General features: G+C 63.6%; 11 protein-coding genes and 1 tRNA gene. 5 read left to right on the top strand and 7 right to left on the bottom strand.

From position 1 onward, the window contains the following. Positions 1-115 precede the first annotated feature (115 nt). Positions 116-3,295 (bottom strand): zinc-ribbon domain-containing protein, encoded by a 3,180-nt coding sequence (locus tag MSIMFI_RS29705; RefSeq protein ID WP_191497938.1) that lies wholly within the window; start codon positions 3,293-3,295, stop codon positions 116-118. Positions 3,296-3,601: 306 nt separating this feature from the next. On the opposite strand from MSIMFI_RS29705, the gene MSIMFI_RS16110 reads away from it, so the two are divergent. From MSIMFI_RS16110 to MSIMFI_RS16100, 3 genes are all read left to right on the top strand, one after another. Further along, positions 3,602-7,195, top strand: a complete 3,594-nt coding sequence (locus MSIMFI_RS16110) for a DEAD/DEAH box helicase (protein ID WP_191497937.1) — start codon at positions 3,602-3,604, stop codon at positions 7,193-7,195. A 449-nt stretch (positions 7,196-7,644) separates the two neighbouring features. Beyond that, positions 7,645-7,896, top strand: coding sequence for a helix-turn-helix transcriptional regulator (locus tag MSIMFI_RS16105; protein ID WP_224770209.1), 252 nt, complete (start codon positions 7,645-7,647; stop codon positions 7,894-7,896). Between the two features lie 78 nt (positions 7,897-7,974). Then, positions 7,975-9,171, top strand: coding sequence for a site-specific integrase (locus MSIMFI_RS16100; protein ID WP_191497936.1), 1,197 nt, complete (start codon positions 7,975-7,977; stop codon positions 9,169-9,171). 22 nt (positions 9,172-9,193) lie between these two features. Here MSIMFI_RS16100 and MSIMFI_RS16095 read toward each other — a convergent pair. From MSIMFI_RS16095 to MSIMFI_RS16070, 6 genes are all read right to left on the bottom strand, one after another. After that, positions 9,194-9,267: transfer RNA gene (locus tag MSIMFI_RS16095), tRNA-Ile, on the bottom strand. A gap of 77 nt (positions 9,268-9,344) precedes the next feature. Then, on the bottom strand, positions 9,345-9,857 hold the full coding sequence (locus tag MSIMFI_RS16090; protein ID WP_224770208.1) for a nitroreductase family deazaflavin-dependent oxidoreductase: 513 nt from the start codon (positions 9,855-9,857) through the stop codon (positions 9,345-9,347). A 27-nt stretch (positions 9,858-9,884) separates the two neighbouring features. Next, the gene (locus MSIMFI_RS16085) at positions 9,885-10,658 is read right to left on the bottom strand and encodes a hypothetical protein (protein WP_191497935.1); all 774 of its coding nucleotides are present in this window, start codon (positions 10,656-10,658) and stop codon (positions 9,885-9,887) included. A 10-nt stretch (positions 10,659-10,668) separates the two neighbouring features. Beyond that, complete coding sequence (locus tag MSIMFI_RS16080; RefSeq protein WP_191497934.1) at positions 10,669-11,502, bottom strand: carboxymuconolactone decarboxylase family protein; 834 nt, start codon at positions 11,500-11,502, stop codon at positions 10,669-10,671. A gap of 10 nt (positions 11,503-11,512) precedes the next feature. Continuing rightward, positions 11,513-12,886, bottom strand: coding sequence for a TldD/PmbA family protein (locus MSIMFI_RS16075; RefSeq protein ID WP_191497933.1), 1,374 nt, complete (start codon positions 12,884-12,886; stop codon positions 11,513-11,515). Beyond that, a complete protein-coding gene (locus tag MSIMFI_RS16070) occupies positions 12,883-14,400 on the bottom strand; it encodes a TldD/PmbA family protein (protein WP_191497932.1) in 1,518 nt (505 codons plus the stop codon). The genes MSIMFI_RS16075 and MSIMFI_RS16070 overlap by 4 nt, the downstream gene beginning before the upstream one ends. Before the next feature lie 84 nt (positions 14,401-14,484). Here MSIMFI_RS16070 and MSIMFI_RS16065 point away from each other — a divergent pair, with 84 nt between their 5' ends. After that, positions 14,485-15,357, top strand: coding sequence for a carbohydrate ABC transporter permease (locus MSIMFI_RS16065; protein ID WP_191498227.1), 873 nt, complete (start codon positions 14,485-14,487; stop codon positions 15,355-15,357). Beyond that, positions 15,344-16,165: a carbohydrate ABC transporter permease gene (locus MSIMFI_RS16060; protein WP_191497931.1), complete on the top strand. Its 822-nt coding sequence runs from the start codon at positions 15,344-15,346 to the stop codon at positions 16,163-16,165. The genes MSIMFI_RS16065 and MSIMFI_RS16060 overlap by 14 nt, the downstream gene beginning before the upstream one ends. Positions 16,166-16,170: the final 5 nt, after the last annotated feature.

Genomic DNA, 16,170 nt, shown 5'->3' with positions numbered 1-16,170 from the left:
GATTGGCAGGATTGGCGGACTGTCCGACCGGACTCCGCGCCGGTGCACGGATAGTCTCACGGCGTGCAAATTGGTGGACGGCCGACTCGCGCGGAGAACTACGGTACGCGCGATCTCAGTTGACTGTTTCGCTCTTGCAACTGGGGCACAGATACACACTGGTGATTCGCGTTGAGGGTCGCGCCCTCCATTCATGGCGGCAGTCAGGGCATACCCACCAGAAGTACTGGTTTGACCCTGCCGCAACGTCGGCGGGAGTAAGCGGGCTGTTGCGGTCCGCGTCCCACTGCTTCGCCATCGCGGGGAAACGTTCTTGGAGCGAACGGCCCGGAGCGGGCTTCGATTGCGCGACACCGACTTTCTTCATGCTGCATGGGCGACAACCCGGTCTGCCCGGCCTGGCTTGCCATTCATGCCCACAGTCCGGGCACAACCACCAAACGCGCGTGTGGCTGTTCGGCTTCAGGTCATACGGGCTGATGCCGTCGTTGCGCGTCGAATGCCACATCCTCATGAGTCCGGGCTTGACGTCGGCAAGTGATCGCCCAGGCTTCGGACGTCTCTGTGTCACGCTCAATTGCACTGAAGCGCATCGCTTGCATCCATGGCCACGTAGCGCACGGGTGTCGATCCGCGCTTCCCACTCGTGACTGCACTCCGCGCATCGCCACCAAGCCCGCTTCAAGCTGTTCGCTTTTAACGCCACCGGCGAGGAGCCAGGATTCTTCTCAAAAAGCCACTCTGCTGCCAGCTCCGGGTGAGTATCGGCCAAGGACTCTCCTGGCGCGGGGGTCTTTCGGGCAGCACCAACCTTGCCCGCCGCACAACGTCGGCACCCTGACCCGTTCGCTACCCGCGCTCCTGGGCTGCGTCGCCACTCACGGCCACAGTCTTGGCACAGCCACCAAACCAACTTCGCGTACCCTTCTCTGACTTGAGAGGGCAGTAGAGCGCCGTTTTTGGTTGGATGCCACTGGGAAGCGATGTCCGGGTGAAGGTCCGCCAACGAACGTCCGGACTCTGGAGTCGCGATTTTCTCCCCGCGCCTCTTAGCGCCACATGGCCGGCAACCTGAGTTTCTTGGCGAGGTGGTGTGCCATTCGTGATTGCACGCAGGACATTGCCACCATATTCGCCGAGTCGTCCCTGCGTTCACCTCACGCAGATCAAGGTCACCGTTCTTGGTTGGGTGAAAAATCTTGAGCAGATCCGGGTATACCTCGGCTAGCGAGTTGCCCGGTTTCGGAATTCGCCTTCGAATACCGCTCATTCGTGCGGCGCAGCGCGGACACCCGGTGCCCCCATCTCGCGTTCGATGTCCTGGCCTCACCCGCCATTCATGTGAACACTCCGAGCACAGCCACCACGCTGGAATTTTGCTGCCCGGGTTGACATCTCGGGGTGTCCGCGCGCCATTACGAGTCGGGTGCCATTCAGCAGCGACGTCGGGAAACTCGTCGAGCAAGCTTCGCGACCTTAGGTTCAGCACGGCGCGGTCCGCTTCGGCGCTAGCCCACAGTTCGGAATCCCTAAGATAAGCATCGAGTTTCGAGGGTGGATGCCCAAGTGCGGCCATCTTGGCCAGCGCAGCGGATGCGATGTTTTTGATTGAGGCGTTATTGGCGATCTGAACGCAGTTGAAATCGATCGGTTCAAGCGCTTGTGGGCGCAGCCGTATGACCGCCCACCCCGCGGCAGTCAACGCATCGGTCTGCCGCCGGTCGCGGTCGAATGCTTCTGCGGCGGCGTGGTGTTGACTCCCGTCGTATTCGATCACGATCGACATGTCCGGGATTACGATGTCCGCGGCAACTGGACGCCGTCCTGGGACCGGAATCTTCGGATGGTCAAGCACCACGGGTACGCCGGCGGCAATTAGCTCGTGCGCGATACGGATCTGAGTCGCCGACGTCCCCCACATACTGCACGTCGGGCAGGCCGACGCTCCTGCGCCATTGCGGTTCGCGAGCGACACCCGCCATTCGTGGCCACGGGCCAGGCACCGCCACCAGGCCCTGAACGCGCTGCCCGGCTTGAACTCAGATGGAAGACGGTCCCCGTTTCGGGTCGGATGCCATTCCAGCGCAATTTGCGGGTTGGCGTCCGCGAACGACTGGCCCTCGTCGGGAAGGTGTACGCATGCAGGGCACCCAGTCTGTTCCTTGCCGGTCCTCGCATAAACATGGGCTTTCCAACGGTGGCCACGGCGCTTACATCGCCATCCCACGATGAGGTCGCTTCCCGGCCTGAGCGCCTCGGGATCGATGTCCGGGTTGGCATCCCAGTCCCATTCGGCAACAACATCCGGGAAGAGGTCGGCCAAGGAGCCTTGCGCTGCCGGTGCGCGCCGGAGTTGTCCACGCTTCTTGTAGCTGCACGGAGCGCATCCCGTGCCTGCGATGGCCCGCGCTGCGATGGTGGCTTCCCACTCATGCCCGCATAAGTTGCACATCCACCACGCGGCAACCGAAGACCCCGGCTTGATTCGCGAAGGATCGAGCGCGCCATTGAGTGTGGGGTGCCATTCTGCTACCAGCTGCGGGTGCAGGTCAGCGACCGACTGTCCGGGTTCTGCCAGGTGCTGATCGGCTCTGCTACAGACGGGACAACCCGTGCGCTTGCCCGTTGTCCGGTTCGCCACGGCCGTGCGCCATTCGTGTCCGCATTCGGTCCGGCCGCACTTCCACCATGCGTGGTACCCGCTGGCGTGCGTGATCTGTTGAGGAGTCGTCGGTTGATTGAGCGTCGGGTGCCACTCGCGGGCGATGTCAGGGTTTCGTTCGAGAAGCGACGCCCCCGGCCGTGGTGTGCTGAGCTTCTCGCCGACGCGACGGTAGGAGCATGGAGGGCATCCGCTGAACGGTGCTGCGGTGCGGCGTCGCGGAGCCATTTCGAACTCATGGCCACATGTCGAGCAAGTCCACCACACCTTGGTGTGGGAGCCGGGGTGAATTACAGTCGCCTTCTTGTTCCCATTTCGCGTGGCGTGCAGCTCCGCGGCAAGGTTGGGGTGAAGGTCGGCGAGCGACTGCCCCTCACGCGGAGCATGCACGGTTTGGGCGATCCGCTTGCGAGTGCACGAGCGGCAGCCCAGCGACTGTTTCGTTGTTCGGTTGTTAATGACCGTCTCCCAGACGTTGCCGCAGAACGAGCACTGCCACCAAACTTTGCGGTTGCTGCGGGCGCTGACGTCTGCAGGCGTGAGGGCGCCGTTCAGGGTCGGATGCCATTCGGCCGCCTGCAGTGGAAAGCGCTCTGCCAGCGTGTCCCCCGATCGTGGTCCGCCTCGCCCCACCCACCGCCTCCTAAAGTCTTGAACTGGCGTCGATGATAAGACTAGAGACCGACATTGCTGAGGGCCTCGCGGATCGATCGCGACAGTCAGAAACGCGGTCGGTTCCGCTGGATGGTCGGCGAACCGTCTAATCGGGTCTCAATGCAGCGCCGTCGACAGAACGTCGGCAGAAATGCCGAGAAGTCTAAGTCGACTCTCCAAACTAAGTGCGTCAGTTCGTTGCCATCATCAACTGCGCCGCGCACCAGCTCAGCAAAGGCCCGCGAATCACTGGATTAGTCGGTCCCGACGTCTACCCTGCTGGCCATGGGCACGCTCGGCGATTTGCTGGACCGGTTAGACCCCGAGCCGAATAGGCGAGGCAGGCAGTTCGAGCGCATCTGTCAATGGTTCTTGACCCATAGCCCGGTCCACGCTGCTCTGCTTCGACCCGATCGGGTATGGCTGTGGGATGAGTGGCCCGGACAGTGGGGCCCGGATGACGGCATCGACCTGGTGGCCGAGGCCAAGGACGGCGACTTGTGGGCGATTCAGGCCAAGGCCTACGCCGCATCAACGTCAATCACCAAAGCCGACGTGGATAGCTTTTTGTCGGCATCCGGACGTCCGCAGTTCTCGTTTCGGCTGCTGATCGCGACTACTGACTTAGTGGGTCCAAAGGCGACCAGCACGATCGGGGGGCAGGAAAAGCAAGCGCAGGTTCTGGGCCGGGCGGAGCTCGAAGAGTTCGACATCGAATGGCCAGACTCCCCGGACGATTTGCAGGCCCCGCAGGCCGCACCCAGTGCACCTCGTCCGTACCAGCGCGAAGCGATAGACGGTGTGCTCTCAGGTTTTGACCGCACGGATCGCGGTCAGTTGATCATGGCGTGTGGTACAGGGAAGACCCTGACCGGGTTGTTCATTAAGGAGCAACTCGCCGCCGAACGCTCACTGGTTTTAGTGCCGTCACTGTCACTTCTTGGTCAAACGGTGCGCCAGTGGACGGCCAACAAGACGATGGACTTCGAGCCGCTCCCGGTGTGCTCGGACAAGACAGTCGCCGATCCCGATGCCGCCATCGGCGACACGAAGGACCTCGGCTTCCCCGTCACGACCGACGAACAGGACATCGCGTCATTCCTCCGACGATCTGGTCCGCGTGTTGTGTTCGCGACATATCAGTCATCCCCGCGGGTCGCGAAAGCACTGACGCACGGTGACGTACCTGGTTTCGATCTGGCCATAGCCGACGAAGCGCATCGCTGCGCCGGGCGCACCTCATCTGACTTCGGCACCATCCTCGACAGCAGTCTGATACCGGCGCGGCGGCGCTTGTTCATGACGGCCACCCCCCGCTACTTCACAGGGCGAGTAGTCCGGGAAGCGGCAGAGGCCGACTTCGAGGTCGCCTCCATGAACGATGAGGTCGCCTTTGGACCCGTCTTTCACAAACTGGGTTTCGCCGAGGCCATCGAACGTGAACTACTCACCAGCTACCAGGTCGTCGTCGTCGGCGTCGACGACGCCACATACCGGGGTTGGGCACAGCGTGGACAGTTCGTGACCATCGACGGCCAGGAGGTGAGAGACGCTCGCACATTGGCCGGACAGATCGGCATCGCTAAAGCGATGAATCGTTACGACCTGCGCCGCGTGATTACTTTTCACTCACGCGTCAAGAGCGCTGAGCAGTTCGCGCGGTCGCTGCCTGAGGTGATTGCCTGGATGCCCGCCGAGCAGCAACCTGCCGGCCAGCTTTGGACTGCTCATGCATCGGGTGAGATGACTGCGCGGCAGCGTCAAGTACGACTTCACCGTCTGGGCAAGATCGGTCAGGGCGAGCGCGGACTGCTCGCCAACGCCCGCTGTCTTAGCGAAGGAGTCGACGTCCCCACCCTCGATGGCGTGGCGTTCATCGACCCTCGACGATCCGAGGTCGACATCGTCCAGGCCGTCGGCCGCGCGATCAGGCTAGCCCCAGACAAGACCGTCGGCACGATCGTCATCCCGGTGTTCATCGACACAGAGCGAGACCCCGCCGTCGCGCTCGACGACTCGGCGTTCAAACCGGTCTGGGATGTGATCAAGGCACTGCGGTCACATGACGAGGATCTGGGAGACGAACTCGACGAACTACGCCGACAACTGGGGCGGACCGGTCAGCCGGCGGGGCTGCCCGGCAAGATCCACCTTGACTTGCCCGTAAGGATCGGTACGGCCTTCGCCGAAGCATTCGACGTACGCCTCGTCGACGAGACCACCTCATCCTGGGAATTCTGGTTTGGCATGCTGCAGGAGTTCGTCGAACTCAATAGCCACGCCCGTGTGCCGCAGTTGTACGCAATTAATGGCTTCTCGCTAGGCAAGTGGGTCAATAAGCAACGCGCACGGCGATCTTCGCGCACTTTTCCTCTTGATCGGCAGCAGCGTCTAGAGGGCTTGCCCGGCTGGACATGGGAGCCCAAAGCCGAACTGTGGGAGGAAGGGTTCAGCACATTACTGAAGTACATCGAGCGTCATGGTCACGCTCTTGTACCTCAATCCTTCATCGGCGACGGATACCCACTCGGCCGTTGGGTCAGTAAGCAGCGCGCCCGGTATGCCGAAGGCACTCTCGATGCTGATCGACGGCGCCGCTTGGAGGCTGCATCTGGCTGGACGTGGGACCCCTCGGTTGACCAATGGGAGCAGGGCTTCGGGAGGCTATCGGACTACGTCGATAGCCACGGTGACGCGCGCGTTCCTCGGTCGTACAGAGTCGATGGCTACAAGCTGGGGCAATGGGTGATCACACAGCGCACAAAACACTCCCAGGGCACCATGGAGGCAGAACGAGCAGACCGCCTGGAGCAATTTCCTGGCTGGACATGGGAGCCGTTCGCCGAAAAGTGGGAGGAAGGATTCAGTCACCTACTGGTGTACGTCGAACTGAACGGCCATACCCGCGTCCCGGCCTCATACACCGTCGATGGATTCAAGCTCGGCCAATGGACAACGCTGCAACGTCAAGAGCACAACAAGGGAAAGCTTGACTCGTCCCGGGAACGTCGGCTCATTGATGTCCGCGGGTGGACATGGGACCCCGTCGCGGACCTGTGGGAGGAAGGCTTCCGCAGACTGCTCAGCTACGTCGAGCTTCGCGGCGATGCGCTTGTCCCGCAGACCTATTCGTCAGATGGATACCAGCTCGGCGCGTGGGTCAACACTCAGCGAAGAAGGCACGCGAAGGGGACTCTTGAGCCCGATCGCGCACGCCAACTACAGGCGCAGCCGGGTTGGACCTGGGCCGCGCGCACCGACCAATGGGAGGACAACTTCCGCTGTCTACAGGCTTACGTTGAGGTCCATCGCAATGCTCGCGTCCCAAGGACTCACACTGTCGACGGCTTGAAAATTGGTCAGTGGGTCATCAATCAACGCGCTAAACGGGAAACCCTCGACGCGCACCGCCGACACCGTCTCGAGGCTCTACCCGGCTGGACGTGGGACACCCACGCCGACAAATGGGAGGAGGGCTTCCGCCATCTCCAGACATACGTCGAGACTTACGGCGACGCACGCGTCCCGCGGCCTCACACGATCAACGGCTACAAGCTTGGCTCGTGGGTCATGATTCAACGCGGCAGCTACAACAAAGGCACATTGGACGCCGACCGCCAGGTTCGCTTACAAAATCTTCCCGGCTGGGTTTGGGATCCCCACGCGGACCGCTGGGAACAGGGCTTCAGTCGGCTTGCCGAATACGCCAAAACTGAAGGACACACCAAAGTTCCGCAGGGGCACACCGCTGAGGGCTATCGACTGGGCGCATGGGTAGCCCAGCAGCGCTTCAAGCAGACCGAAGGCACTCTGACTGCTGACCGTCAAGAAAGACTCGAAGAACTGCCAGGCTGGACGTGGAGAGCATCGCCGACATAGTCGCATCGATGTCAATGCGAAACCGCCTCATATCGCTGCGACTTGGCGTGACGGTCAGGACACTCGACATGCACCGACGTGCGCATTTAGGACTCCTCGAACACCGGAGAACGCAGGCCGCCTAGCTCATAACCCAGAGGTCCCAGCTTCATCAGGCCGCACGCCCCAGGACCGTAGAAACCCGCGCTTGTCCGGCTACCACTGTCACGGCGTTGTCACAACCGCGCCAAACTAGGGGGTCGCCAGCGGACTTACATGGATGTTCTTACCCAGGCCAGCAACGTCTACAACCTATATGGGACCGCCTAGAACGCGCCGAATCGACTTCCCAAGCTGAATACGGGGACTTTGCACTACGAAGCGCAGAGCGATCCGCACTTGGAGATGGGTACCAAAGAATTCGAACTGGACGAGCTTGGGTGTCGCACAAGGCCAGTCGGCGTCGGAGGATGAGCAGAGGCCAGCTCTCGATGGGCAGCGGAGGGAAGTACGCGATGGAGGAGATCACCGACGACAGGTGGATCACCCGCCAGGAGCTCGCTGATCGATATGGCGTGCCGGTCAAGACTCCGGCCCAATGGGCGTCGAAAGGTACCGGTCCGCCGTATGCCAAGTTCGGACGTCATGTCCGGTATCGACTGCGCGACGTTGTCGCTTGGGAGGCAAAGCAACTCGACGAACACAGCCGCGACTCCGCATAGCTGCCCGGTTGTCGGTTGCCAGGGATACTCTGCGAGAACGGTTACAGACTGAGCACAAGCCCCGGGCGATTGAGGATGATGGCCGGCAGACCACAATTGCGGATCGCCACCCATGGCAAGATCAAACGCATCTACCAGGGCGGCGGTGTATGGCTGGCCCGATGCCGCTACCGGGACGCCGACGGCGTCACCCGCATCGTCCAAAAGCTCGGTCCCGCAGACGAATACGACAAGCACGGCAAGCTGGCCGAGGATGCGCTAATCGCCGTTCTCGCTGAACGTAAACGCGCCGGGATTCACGGCGAAATCGGGCCGGACACCAAGGTGGCTGAACTCGTCGAGCAACACCTCGCGCGGCTGGCCGAGGACGGCCGTTCGCCAGTGACGATGTCGACCTACCGCTTCACCAACACGAAGCTGAAGAAATTCGTCGGCGGACTACGGGTGCGCGAGGCGACGCCCGCACGCATGGACGCCGCCCTGCGATCCATGCGGAATGCTCACGGGGCGACGATGGCTCGTCAATCCAAGTCGATTCTGCGCGGCGCTCTACAGCTCGCAGTTATGGCCAGCGTCATCAACGCAAACCCGGTGCGGGATGTGCAGCCCGTGCGGTCCAAGAGCCAGCCCAAGGGCGCCGTCGCATTGACCGCCGACCAACTACGCGGTCTTCTCGTCAACCTGCAGACGTCTGAGTTCTGCGAAAAGCACGATCTCGTCGATCCGATCACCCTTCTGATCGCCACTGGCATTCGCCGATCGGAACTTCTCGCGCTGCGCTGGTCGGACTTCGACGAGAAGACCGACATGCTCACCGTCGCCGGCAAGGTCATCCGGGTGCCCGGCGAGGGCCTGCTGCGAGTGGACGAGACCAAGTCAGCCGCCGGCCGTCGCACCATTCCCCTGCCCCGGTTCGCCGTCAAGATGCTGCAGAAGCGTCGGCACCTGCCCTACTTCGGCGAGCAGACCGTGATCTTCCCGTCCACGGCCGGCACCCTTCGCGACCCGAACAACTTCCTGAAGCTGTGGCGCACGGTCAGAGAGGAACTAGGCGTCCCGGACGCAACCACCCATAGCTTCCGCAAGACCGTTGCCACCCTCATCGACGACGAAGGGCTCTCGGCCCGAATCGGGGCCGATCATCTCGGCCATAGCCACGTCAGCATGACCCAGGACCGCTACATGACCCGCGGCCGAATCCACACCCAGGTAGCCGACCTGTTGGATCGCACGGTCCGCATAAACGATGAAAAAACGATGACTCAAGATGAGTGATCTTGAAAAGCACTTTCTGAAGTGGGGCGGGCGGGGCTCGAACCCGCGACCAACGGATTATGAGTCCGCGGCTCTAACCAACTGAGCTACCGCCCCCGCGGCGCCATACGACCAAAACACTAGCGCGAGGGCACCGAACCCGAGCGATGCGGTGGGTACGGCAAGCCACGACCTCACCCACCAATAGGCCGCAACCGAAAAACCCTGATCTCCCGCGGCGCGCAACTGACCCGGTAGCTGTCGTAACCCTGGTAGAAGTCGACGGCGGTAGCCCACGCCGCGGCGCGAGCATCACCACTCAGCAATTCAGCCCGGTACTTCCGCGACGGCCCCTTGAACTGGACCGTACATTCGGGATGTGCCAGCAGGTTGGCACTCCACGCCGGATGCTGCGCGCGCCCATAGTTAGATCCGATCGCGAGCAGCCCCTCGGAGTCCTCGATCAATGTCAACGGATTCGTGCGTGGCTGTCCGGATTTGGCGCCGGTCGACGTGACCAGACCGACCTTGTCGAATCCCACGGCGCTCAGCCGGCCGTTGGTCCGAGGGATCAGCACCTTGTCGATGCGCGGCGCCACATGCAACGCGAACAGGTTCCCGGCCCGGCTCATCGCGAAGCGCTCACCGACCGCCTCGTAGAGCCGCAGTCGCCGTCCCCGGAACGGACTTTCGCGCCGAAAAGACACAGACCGACGGTACCCGCCCGCAGACGCCTAGTACACGTAGACGACGGCGCCGTTGCCGCCGTTGCACACGACGAATGACCCGTTGGCAGCACAGGTCATCATGTAGTGCTGGCCGGTCACCGGACTCCCCGCGTCGATCTGTCGGGGTGTCACGCTGGCGGGCCCGCTGGCGGCGTACGCGAGCCGTACCTGTTCGGCGAACGGACACGACGTGTCCGGCGACCCGACCGCGGACTTGGTGAAGCTGCCCGCAGGCCCTGCGGAGGGAGGACACGCCCGGGCACCCGACGGAAGCGTTACCGGCGCACTAGACGTAGACGTCGTCGTGGTCGTGGTGGTAGCCCCCGCAGATTGCCGGGTCCAGGGGGCGCACTGTTGCGTTTTGAAGGCGGCGTCCGTTGGCGCGATCGTCACCACCTGCGGCCCATACCCGGCGCCGTTGGCGATGATGTCTGCGACGGTTCCGCTGAGTCCGCGCAGCCGCTCCCAGTAGCAGGAATCGCCACCTTCCGAGCGATAGGTGCCGGACTGGATGTCGACTCCCATCCGGAATGTCCCATTGCCCGGAATGGTGCTCGGAACCCCTGATGGCGGAGCCGCCGACGACGAAGTAGTAGTAGAAGACGACGACGGCGGAATCGACACCGTGGTCCCTGGGTAGATCGGCGGTAGCCGGGAGGTGATGTCGTCATGACCCGTCACCGTTGGCCGGGCTGACTTGCCACCGCCCCCAAAACAGCCGGCCACCAGACCAGCCGCCAGCGCAGCCACCGCGATCGCACGAGCCGCTCTACCCGCCATGACCCCCTCGTCAGCCAAACACTGTCTGACCGTCGGCGCCGATCAGGTAACGCTCGGTGCCCTGCTCAACGCGCGGCGCGTCGGCACCCAGCGACACGGCAATCTTGTTGCTGGCGTTACGCATGATGTCAAAGGTCAGCTCAACGGCCTCATCGTCCGAAAACCGGGCGCGCACCTCGGCGGCAACGTCGACGACGAGGTGCGCAGGGCTCCAAATTAACGCATCCGTATATCGCAGGGCGGCTTTTGCGCGAACGTCGAACAACTCCGAGTTCTCGAAGCGCTCGACGGCGCTGTACAGCGTCTCCGAACCGCCGGCATCCAGTGCGGTGCTCTCCCGCAGCGACTTGCACAATCGGCAGTTGTGTTGAGCCGCGCCGCGCAACCGAACCAGCTCGGACGTGACCGGGTCCAGTGAGCGCATCCGCGCCACCGCGGGCAGCAGGTCGTTGAACAGCGCATCCGACGGATCGCTGGTGTGATCCCACGAGATCGGCTCCCGCATCCACCCCAAGTACTCCGAGCCAACACCCAACGCTTCCAACCCGGCCCGCACCCGCGGCACGAAGTCGGCAATATACATCGCCACCACAGCGCCAAATGTGCTGTCCCCCAGCTGCTTCCACAATCGAGACCGCTGATCGTCGGTGATCGCGGCGACGTCAACGCTGAACTGCTCGGCGAACTCGGCGACCACGACCTCGGCCTCCGACTCCGGCTGGTCCACCACAACGTCACAAGGCAGAGCAGGCAACGACGACGCCTCAGCACACACCCGCCGGACCAGCCCGGTAACGCGGCCGTCAGATAACGCCACCAACCGCGAGAGATCCGGAACCGCCATCCTTCATACGCTAATGCGCCTGGCTCACCGACGACATGTGGAAATCCGGTATCCGCAGCGACGGCATCGCCGCCCGGGTGGCCCACTCGCTCCATTCCCGCGGCAAGGTCTTCTCGCTGACACCGGCCTCGGTGGCCCGTCGCAGCAAATCCAGCGGGCTCTCGTTGAACCGGAAGTTGTTAACCGCTGCAGTCACCTCACCGTCTTCGATGAGGTAGACGCCGTCGCGGGTCAGCCCGGTCAGCAGCAGCGTGGTCGGGTCGACCTCGCGGATGTACCACAGCGTCGTCAGCAGTAACCCGCGTTCGGTCGCCGCGATCATGTCGGCAAGATCGGCCGACCCGCCAGTCATCACCAGGTTGTCCGCGGCAACCGCGACCGGAGCATCGAACTTGGCGGCCGTGGCCCGCGGATAGGCCAGTGCGTTGATCACCCCGTCGCGGATCCAGTCCACCTGCGCGATGTCGATCCCGTTGTCGAACACCGACACCGTCTCCGAGGAGTTGCTCACCGCGACGAACGGCGTGCACGCCAGGCCCGGCGCCGCCGGGTCGGTAAACATGGTCAACGGCAAGTCGGTGAGCCGCTCCCCCACCCGGGTTCCGCCTCCAGGCGCCGACAATGCGGTCCGCCCCTCCTGGGCACCGCGGCCAGCCATCGACCATCCTAGGAAAATCATCATGTCGGCCACCGTCGACGGCGGCATGATCGTTTCGTACCGCCCTGCGGGCAACTCGACGGTGCGCTGCGCCCACCCCAACTTCATCGACAGCTCCTCGAGCAGCGAATCGGTTGGCAGGTCAACGAAATCGGCGGTGCCCATGCCCGTCCAGACGCTGGCATCACCACGTTTGGCATTGATCTCAATCGCACCGCTGGGCTGGGTATACCGCCGGCGCAGCCCCGTTGACGACGCCAGGAACGTCGTCGCCACGCTGTGGTGTGCATAGCCGTACAACCGGTCAGTGCCCCGGAAACCACGGTTCAGCCGGCCGACGACGCCGGCGAAAACTTCGGCCCCGGTGCCGGGTATTGGGGCGTCCCAATCGACCGGCTCCCCGGAATCGCCAAGCAGCGGCGCGGCGTCCCCGGCCTCCGGCGCGGAACGGGCCGCCTCCTGCGACGCTGCCACCAGCCCGGGAATCACCGACGGGTCCACTTCGGCGGATACCACCGTGCCGACATAGGCGCTATCGCCTTGGCGCACAACCGAAATCACGGTCAAGCTGCGGTTGACCGCGACACCATTGGTGGTCATCGAATTGCCCGCCCAGCGCAGCGTTGCGTGCATCCGGTCGGTGACCAGCACCATGGTCTCGTCGGCCCGACCAGCCTTGGCCGCCTCCTCCAGCACGACGTTGACCAGGTGCTGTGGTGTGATCATCGGCCGCCCTCGGTACGGGTGTTGAGCACATTGACGCCTCGGAACAACGCCGACGGACAGCCGTGGCTGACGGCGGCCACCTGGCCGGGTTGGGCCTTACCGCAGTTGAACGCGCCGCCTAGCCGCCAGGTCGACGGGCCGCCCACGGCCTCCATCGAATTCCAGAAATCGGTGGTGGTCGCCTGATAGGCGACATCGCGCAACTGCCCGTACACGGCCCCGTCTCGGATGCGGAAGAACCGTTGGCCTGTGAACTGAAAGTTGTAGCGCTGCATGTCGATCGACCATGACTTGTCGCCGACGATGTAGATGCCGTCATCGACACGGCCGATCAGGTCCTCGGTGGTGAGGCCGTCGGCCCCCGGCTGCAGCGAGACATTGGGCATCCGCTGAATCGGGACGTGGTGCGGCGAGTCGGCGTACGAACACCCGTTGGAGCGCGGCTGCCCCAGCCGCGGGGCGAACACACGGTCGAGCTGATAGCCCACAAACACGCCGTCACGCACCAGATCCCAGCTTTGCGCGGCCACTCCCTCGTCGTCGTAACCGATAGTGGCCAAGCCGCATTCGACGGTGCGGTCGGCGGTCACGTTCATTACCGGCGAGCCGTAGCGCATGGTGCCGAGTTTGTCCGGCGTTGCAAACGAAGTTCCGGCGTAGGCGGCTTCATAGCCGATCGCGCGGTCGTATTCGGTTGCATGGCCAATGGATTCGTGAATGGTCAACCACAGATTGGTCGGGTCGATCACCAAATCGGTGGGCCCTGGCATCACGCTGGGCGCCCTGACCTTCTCGGCCAGCAACGACGGCAATTCGTCGAGCTCCTCGGTCCAGTTCCACACTTCGTCGCCCGCCACCACTTCCCAGCCTTGAGCCGTCGGCGGCGCCAGCGTACGCATCGAGTCGAAGCTGCCGGCGGCCGCGTCGACGGCCACCGCCTCCAGGGACGGCATCACCCGCACCCGCTGCTGCGTGATCGACGATCCGAAGGTGTCGGCATAAAACGTCTGCTCCTTGACCGCGGTCAGACCGGCCGAAACATGGTCTATGCCGTCGGCGTCGAGCAACCGCCCGGAGTAGTCCTCCAGGACCGCGATCTTGTCCGCCGCGGGGATGCTGAATGGGTCGATCTGGTAGTTCGATACCCAGGCGGCATCGACGTATACCGGTTCGGGCGCCAGTTTGACGCGCTCCTTGTTCAGCGGCGCCAGCACCGTCGCGACGTGCACCGCGCGGCGCGCGGTGGCCGCCGCGACGTAGGGCGACAACTCGGCATGGGAGGCAAATCCCCACGTACCCGCGACGATGACCCGCACCGCAAGACCAACCTCCCGGCTGACGACGGCGGTCTCCAGCTCGCCGTCGCGCAACTGGATGATCTCGGTGCTGATGCGGTGAATTCGCAGGTCGGCATGACTAGCGCCAGCCGCAACCGCCGCCGACAGCGCGGCGTCGGCCAACTCGTGGCGCGGCAGGCCCAGGAAGTCGTCATCGATCCCCCGATTGGGTGTCACGGCTACACCGTAACGACCGGCTTTAATACTCCTATGAGCCACGCCGGCGACGATGCAGAGCGCAGCGATGAGGTGAAGCGGCGCATATGCCCGGCGCCACGCCGAACCACTGCGCTGGCGTACGCCCTGCTAGCACCCAGCCTGTTCGGCGTGATCGCGTTTTTGCTGCTTCCCATCCTCGTCGTGGTCTGGCTGAGCCTGTATCGGTGGGACCTGCTGGGTCCCCTGCACTACGTCGGCCTGGCCAACTGGCGGTCGGTGCTCTCCGACGCCGGCTTCGGCGATTCGCTGGTGGTCACCGCCATCTTCGTGGCGATCGTGGTGCCGGCGCAGACGGTGCTCGGACTGGTGGCGGCGATCATGCTGGCCCGCGGGCTTCCGGGCACCAATTTCGTCCGGACGTTGTACGTGCTACCGTGGATCTGCGCCCCGCTGGCGATCGCGGTGATGTGGCGCTGGATCCTGGCACCCACCGATGGCGCGGTCAGCACCGTCCTGGGACGCCGCATCGAATGGCTCACCAATCCCGACCTTGCCCTGCCGCTGGTTGCGGCCGTCGTCGTCTGGACCAACGTCGGCTATGTGTCGTTGTCGTTCTTGGCGGGCCTGCTGGCTATCCCCGACGACATCCACAACGCCGCGCGCACCGACGGCGCCAACACCTGGCAGCGATTCTGGCGCATCACCCTGCCAATGCTGCGGCCGACGATGTTCTTCGTCCTGGTCACCGGAATCGTCAGCGCCGCACAGATTTTCGATATCGTGTACGCGCTGACCGGGGGCGGACCGGAGGGCAGCACCGACCTGGTTGCCCACCGCATCTACGCGGAGGCTTTCGGCTCGGCGGCCATCGGACGGGCCTCGGTGATGGCGGTGGTGCTGTTCGTGATCCTCATCGGCGTCACCTTCGTTCAGCATCTGTACTTCCGGCGGCGGATCAGCTATGACCTCACGTAGCTTCTCTACCCCGGCCATCTACTTCGGCCTGCTGCTGGGCGCGGTGATCACATTGCTGCCATTCGTACTTGGGTTACTGACGTCATTCACGTCCGCGCACCAGTTCGCCACGGGTACACCCCTGCAATTGCCGCGGCCACCCACATTGGCCAACTACACCGATCTGGCCGGCGCCGGCTTCGGCCGAGCGGCGGCGGTGACCGCGCTCATGACGGCGGTGATTCTGCTGGGCCAGCTGACCTTTTCGGTGCTGGCAGCATACGCGTTCGCGCGGTTGCAATTTCCCGGACGAGACGTGCTCTTCTGGGTCTACATCGCGACCCTGATGGTGCCGGCGACGGTCACCGTGGTGCCGCTGTATCTGATGATGGCCCAGCTTGGCCTGCGTAACACGTTCTGGGCTTTGGTGCTGCCCTTCATGTTTGGCTCCCCGTACGCGATTTTCTTGCTACGCGAGCACTTTCGGCTCATCCCGGACGACTTGATCAACGCTGCGCGCATCGACGGCGCCAACACGTTGGACGTGCTCGCACATGTGGTGATCCCCTCAAGCCGCCCGGTCCTGGCCGCGATGACGCTGATCACCGTGGTCTCACAGTGGAACAACTTTATGTGGCCGCTGGTGATCACCAGCGGTCGCAAGTGGCGGGTGCTGACGGTGGCCACGGCCGACCTGCAGTCGCGGTTCAACTCGCAGTGGACACTCGTGATGGCGGCGACGACGGTCGCGATCGTGCCGCTGATCGCACTTTTCGTCGTTTCGCAGCGGCACATCGTCTCGTCGATCGTCGTCTCGGGGCTCAAGTGAGGGCT

This window comes from Mycobacterium simulans (assembly GCF_900232995.1).
GTDB lineage: Bacteria > Actinomycetota > Actinomycetes > Mycobacteriales > Mycobacteriaceae > Mycobacterium > Mycobacterium simulans.
The sequence above is the reverse complement of the archived record's forward strand: the minus strand, read 5'-3'. Positions and strand labels throughout refer to the sequence as shown.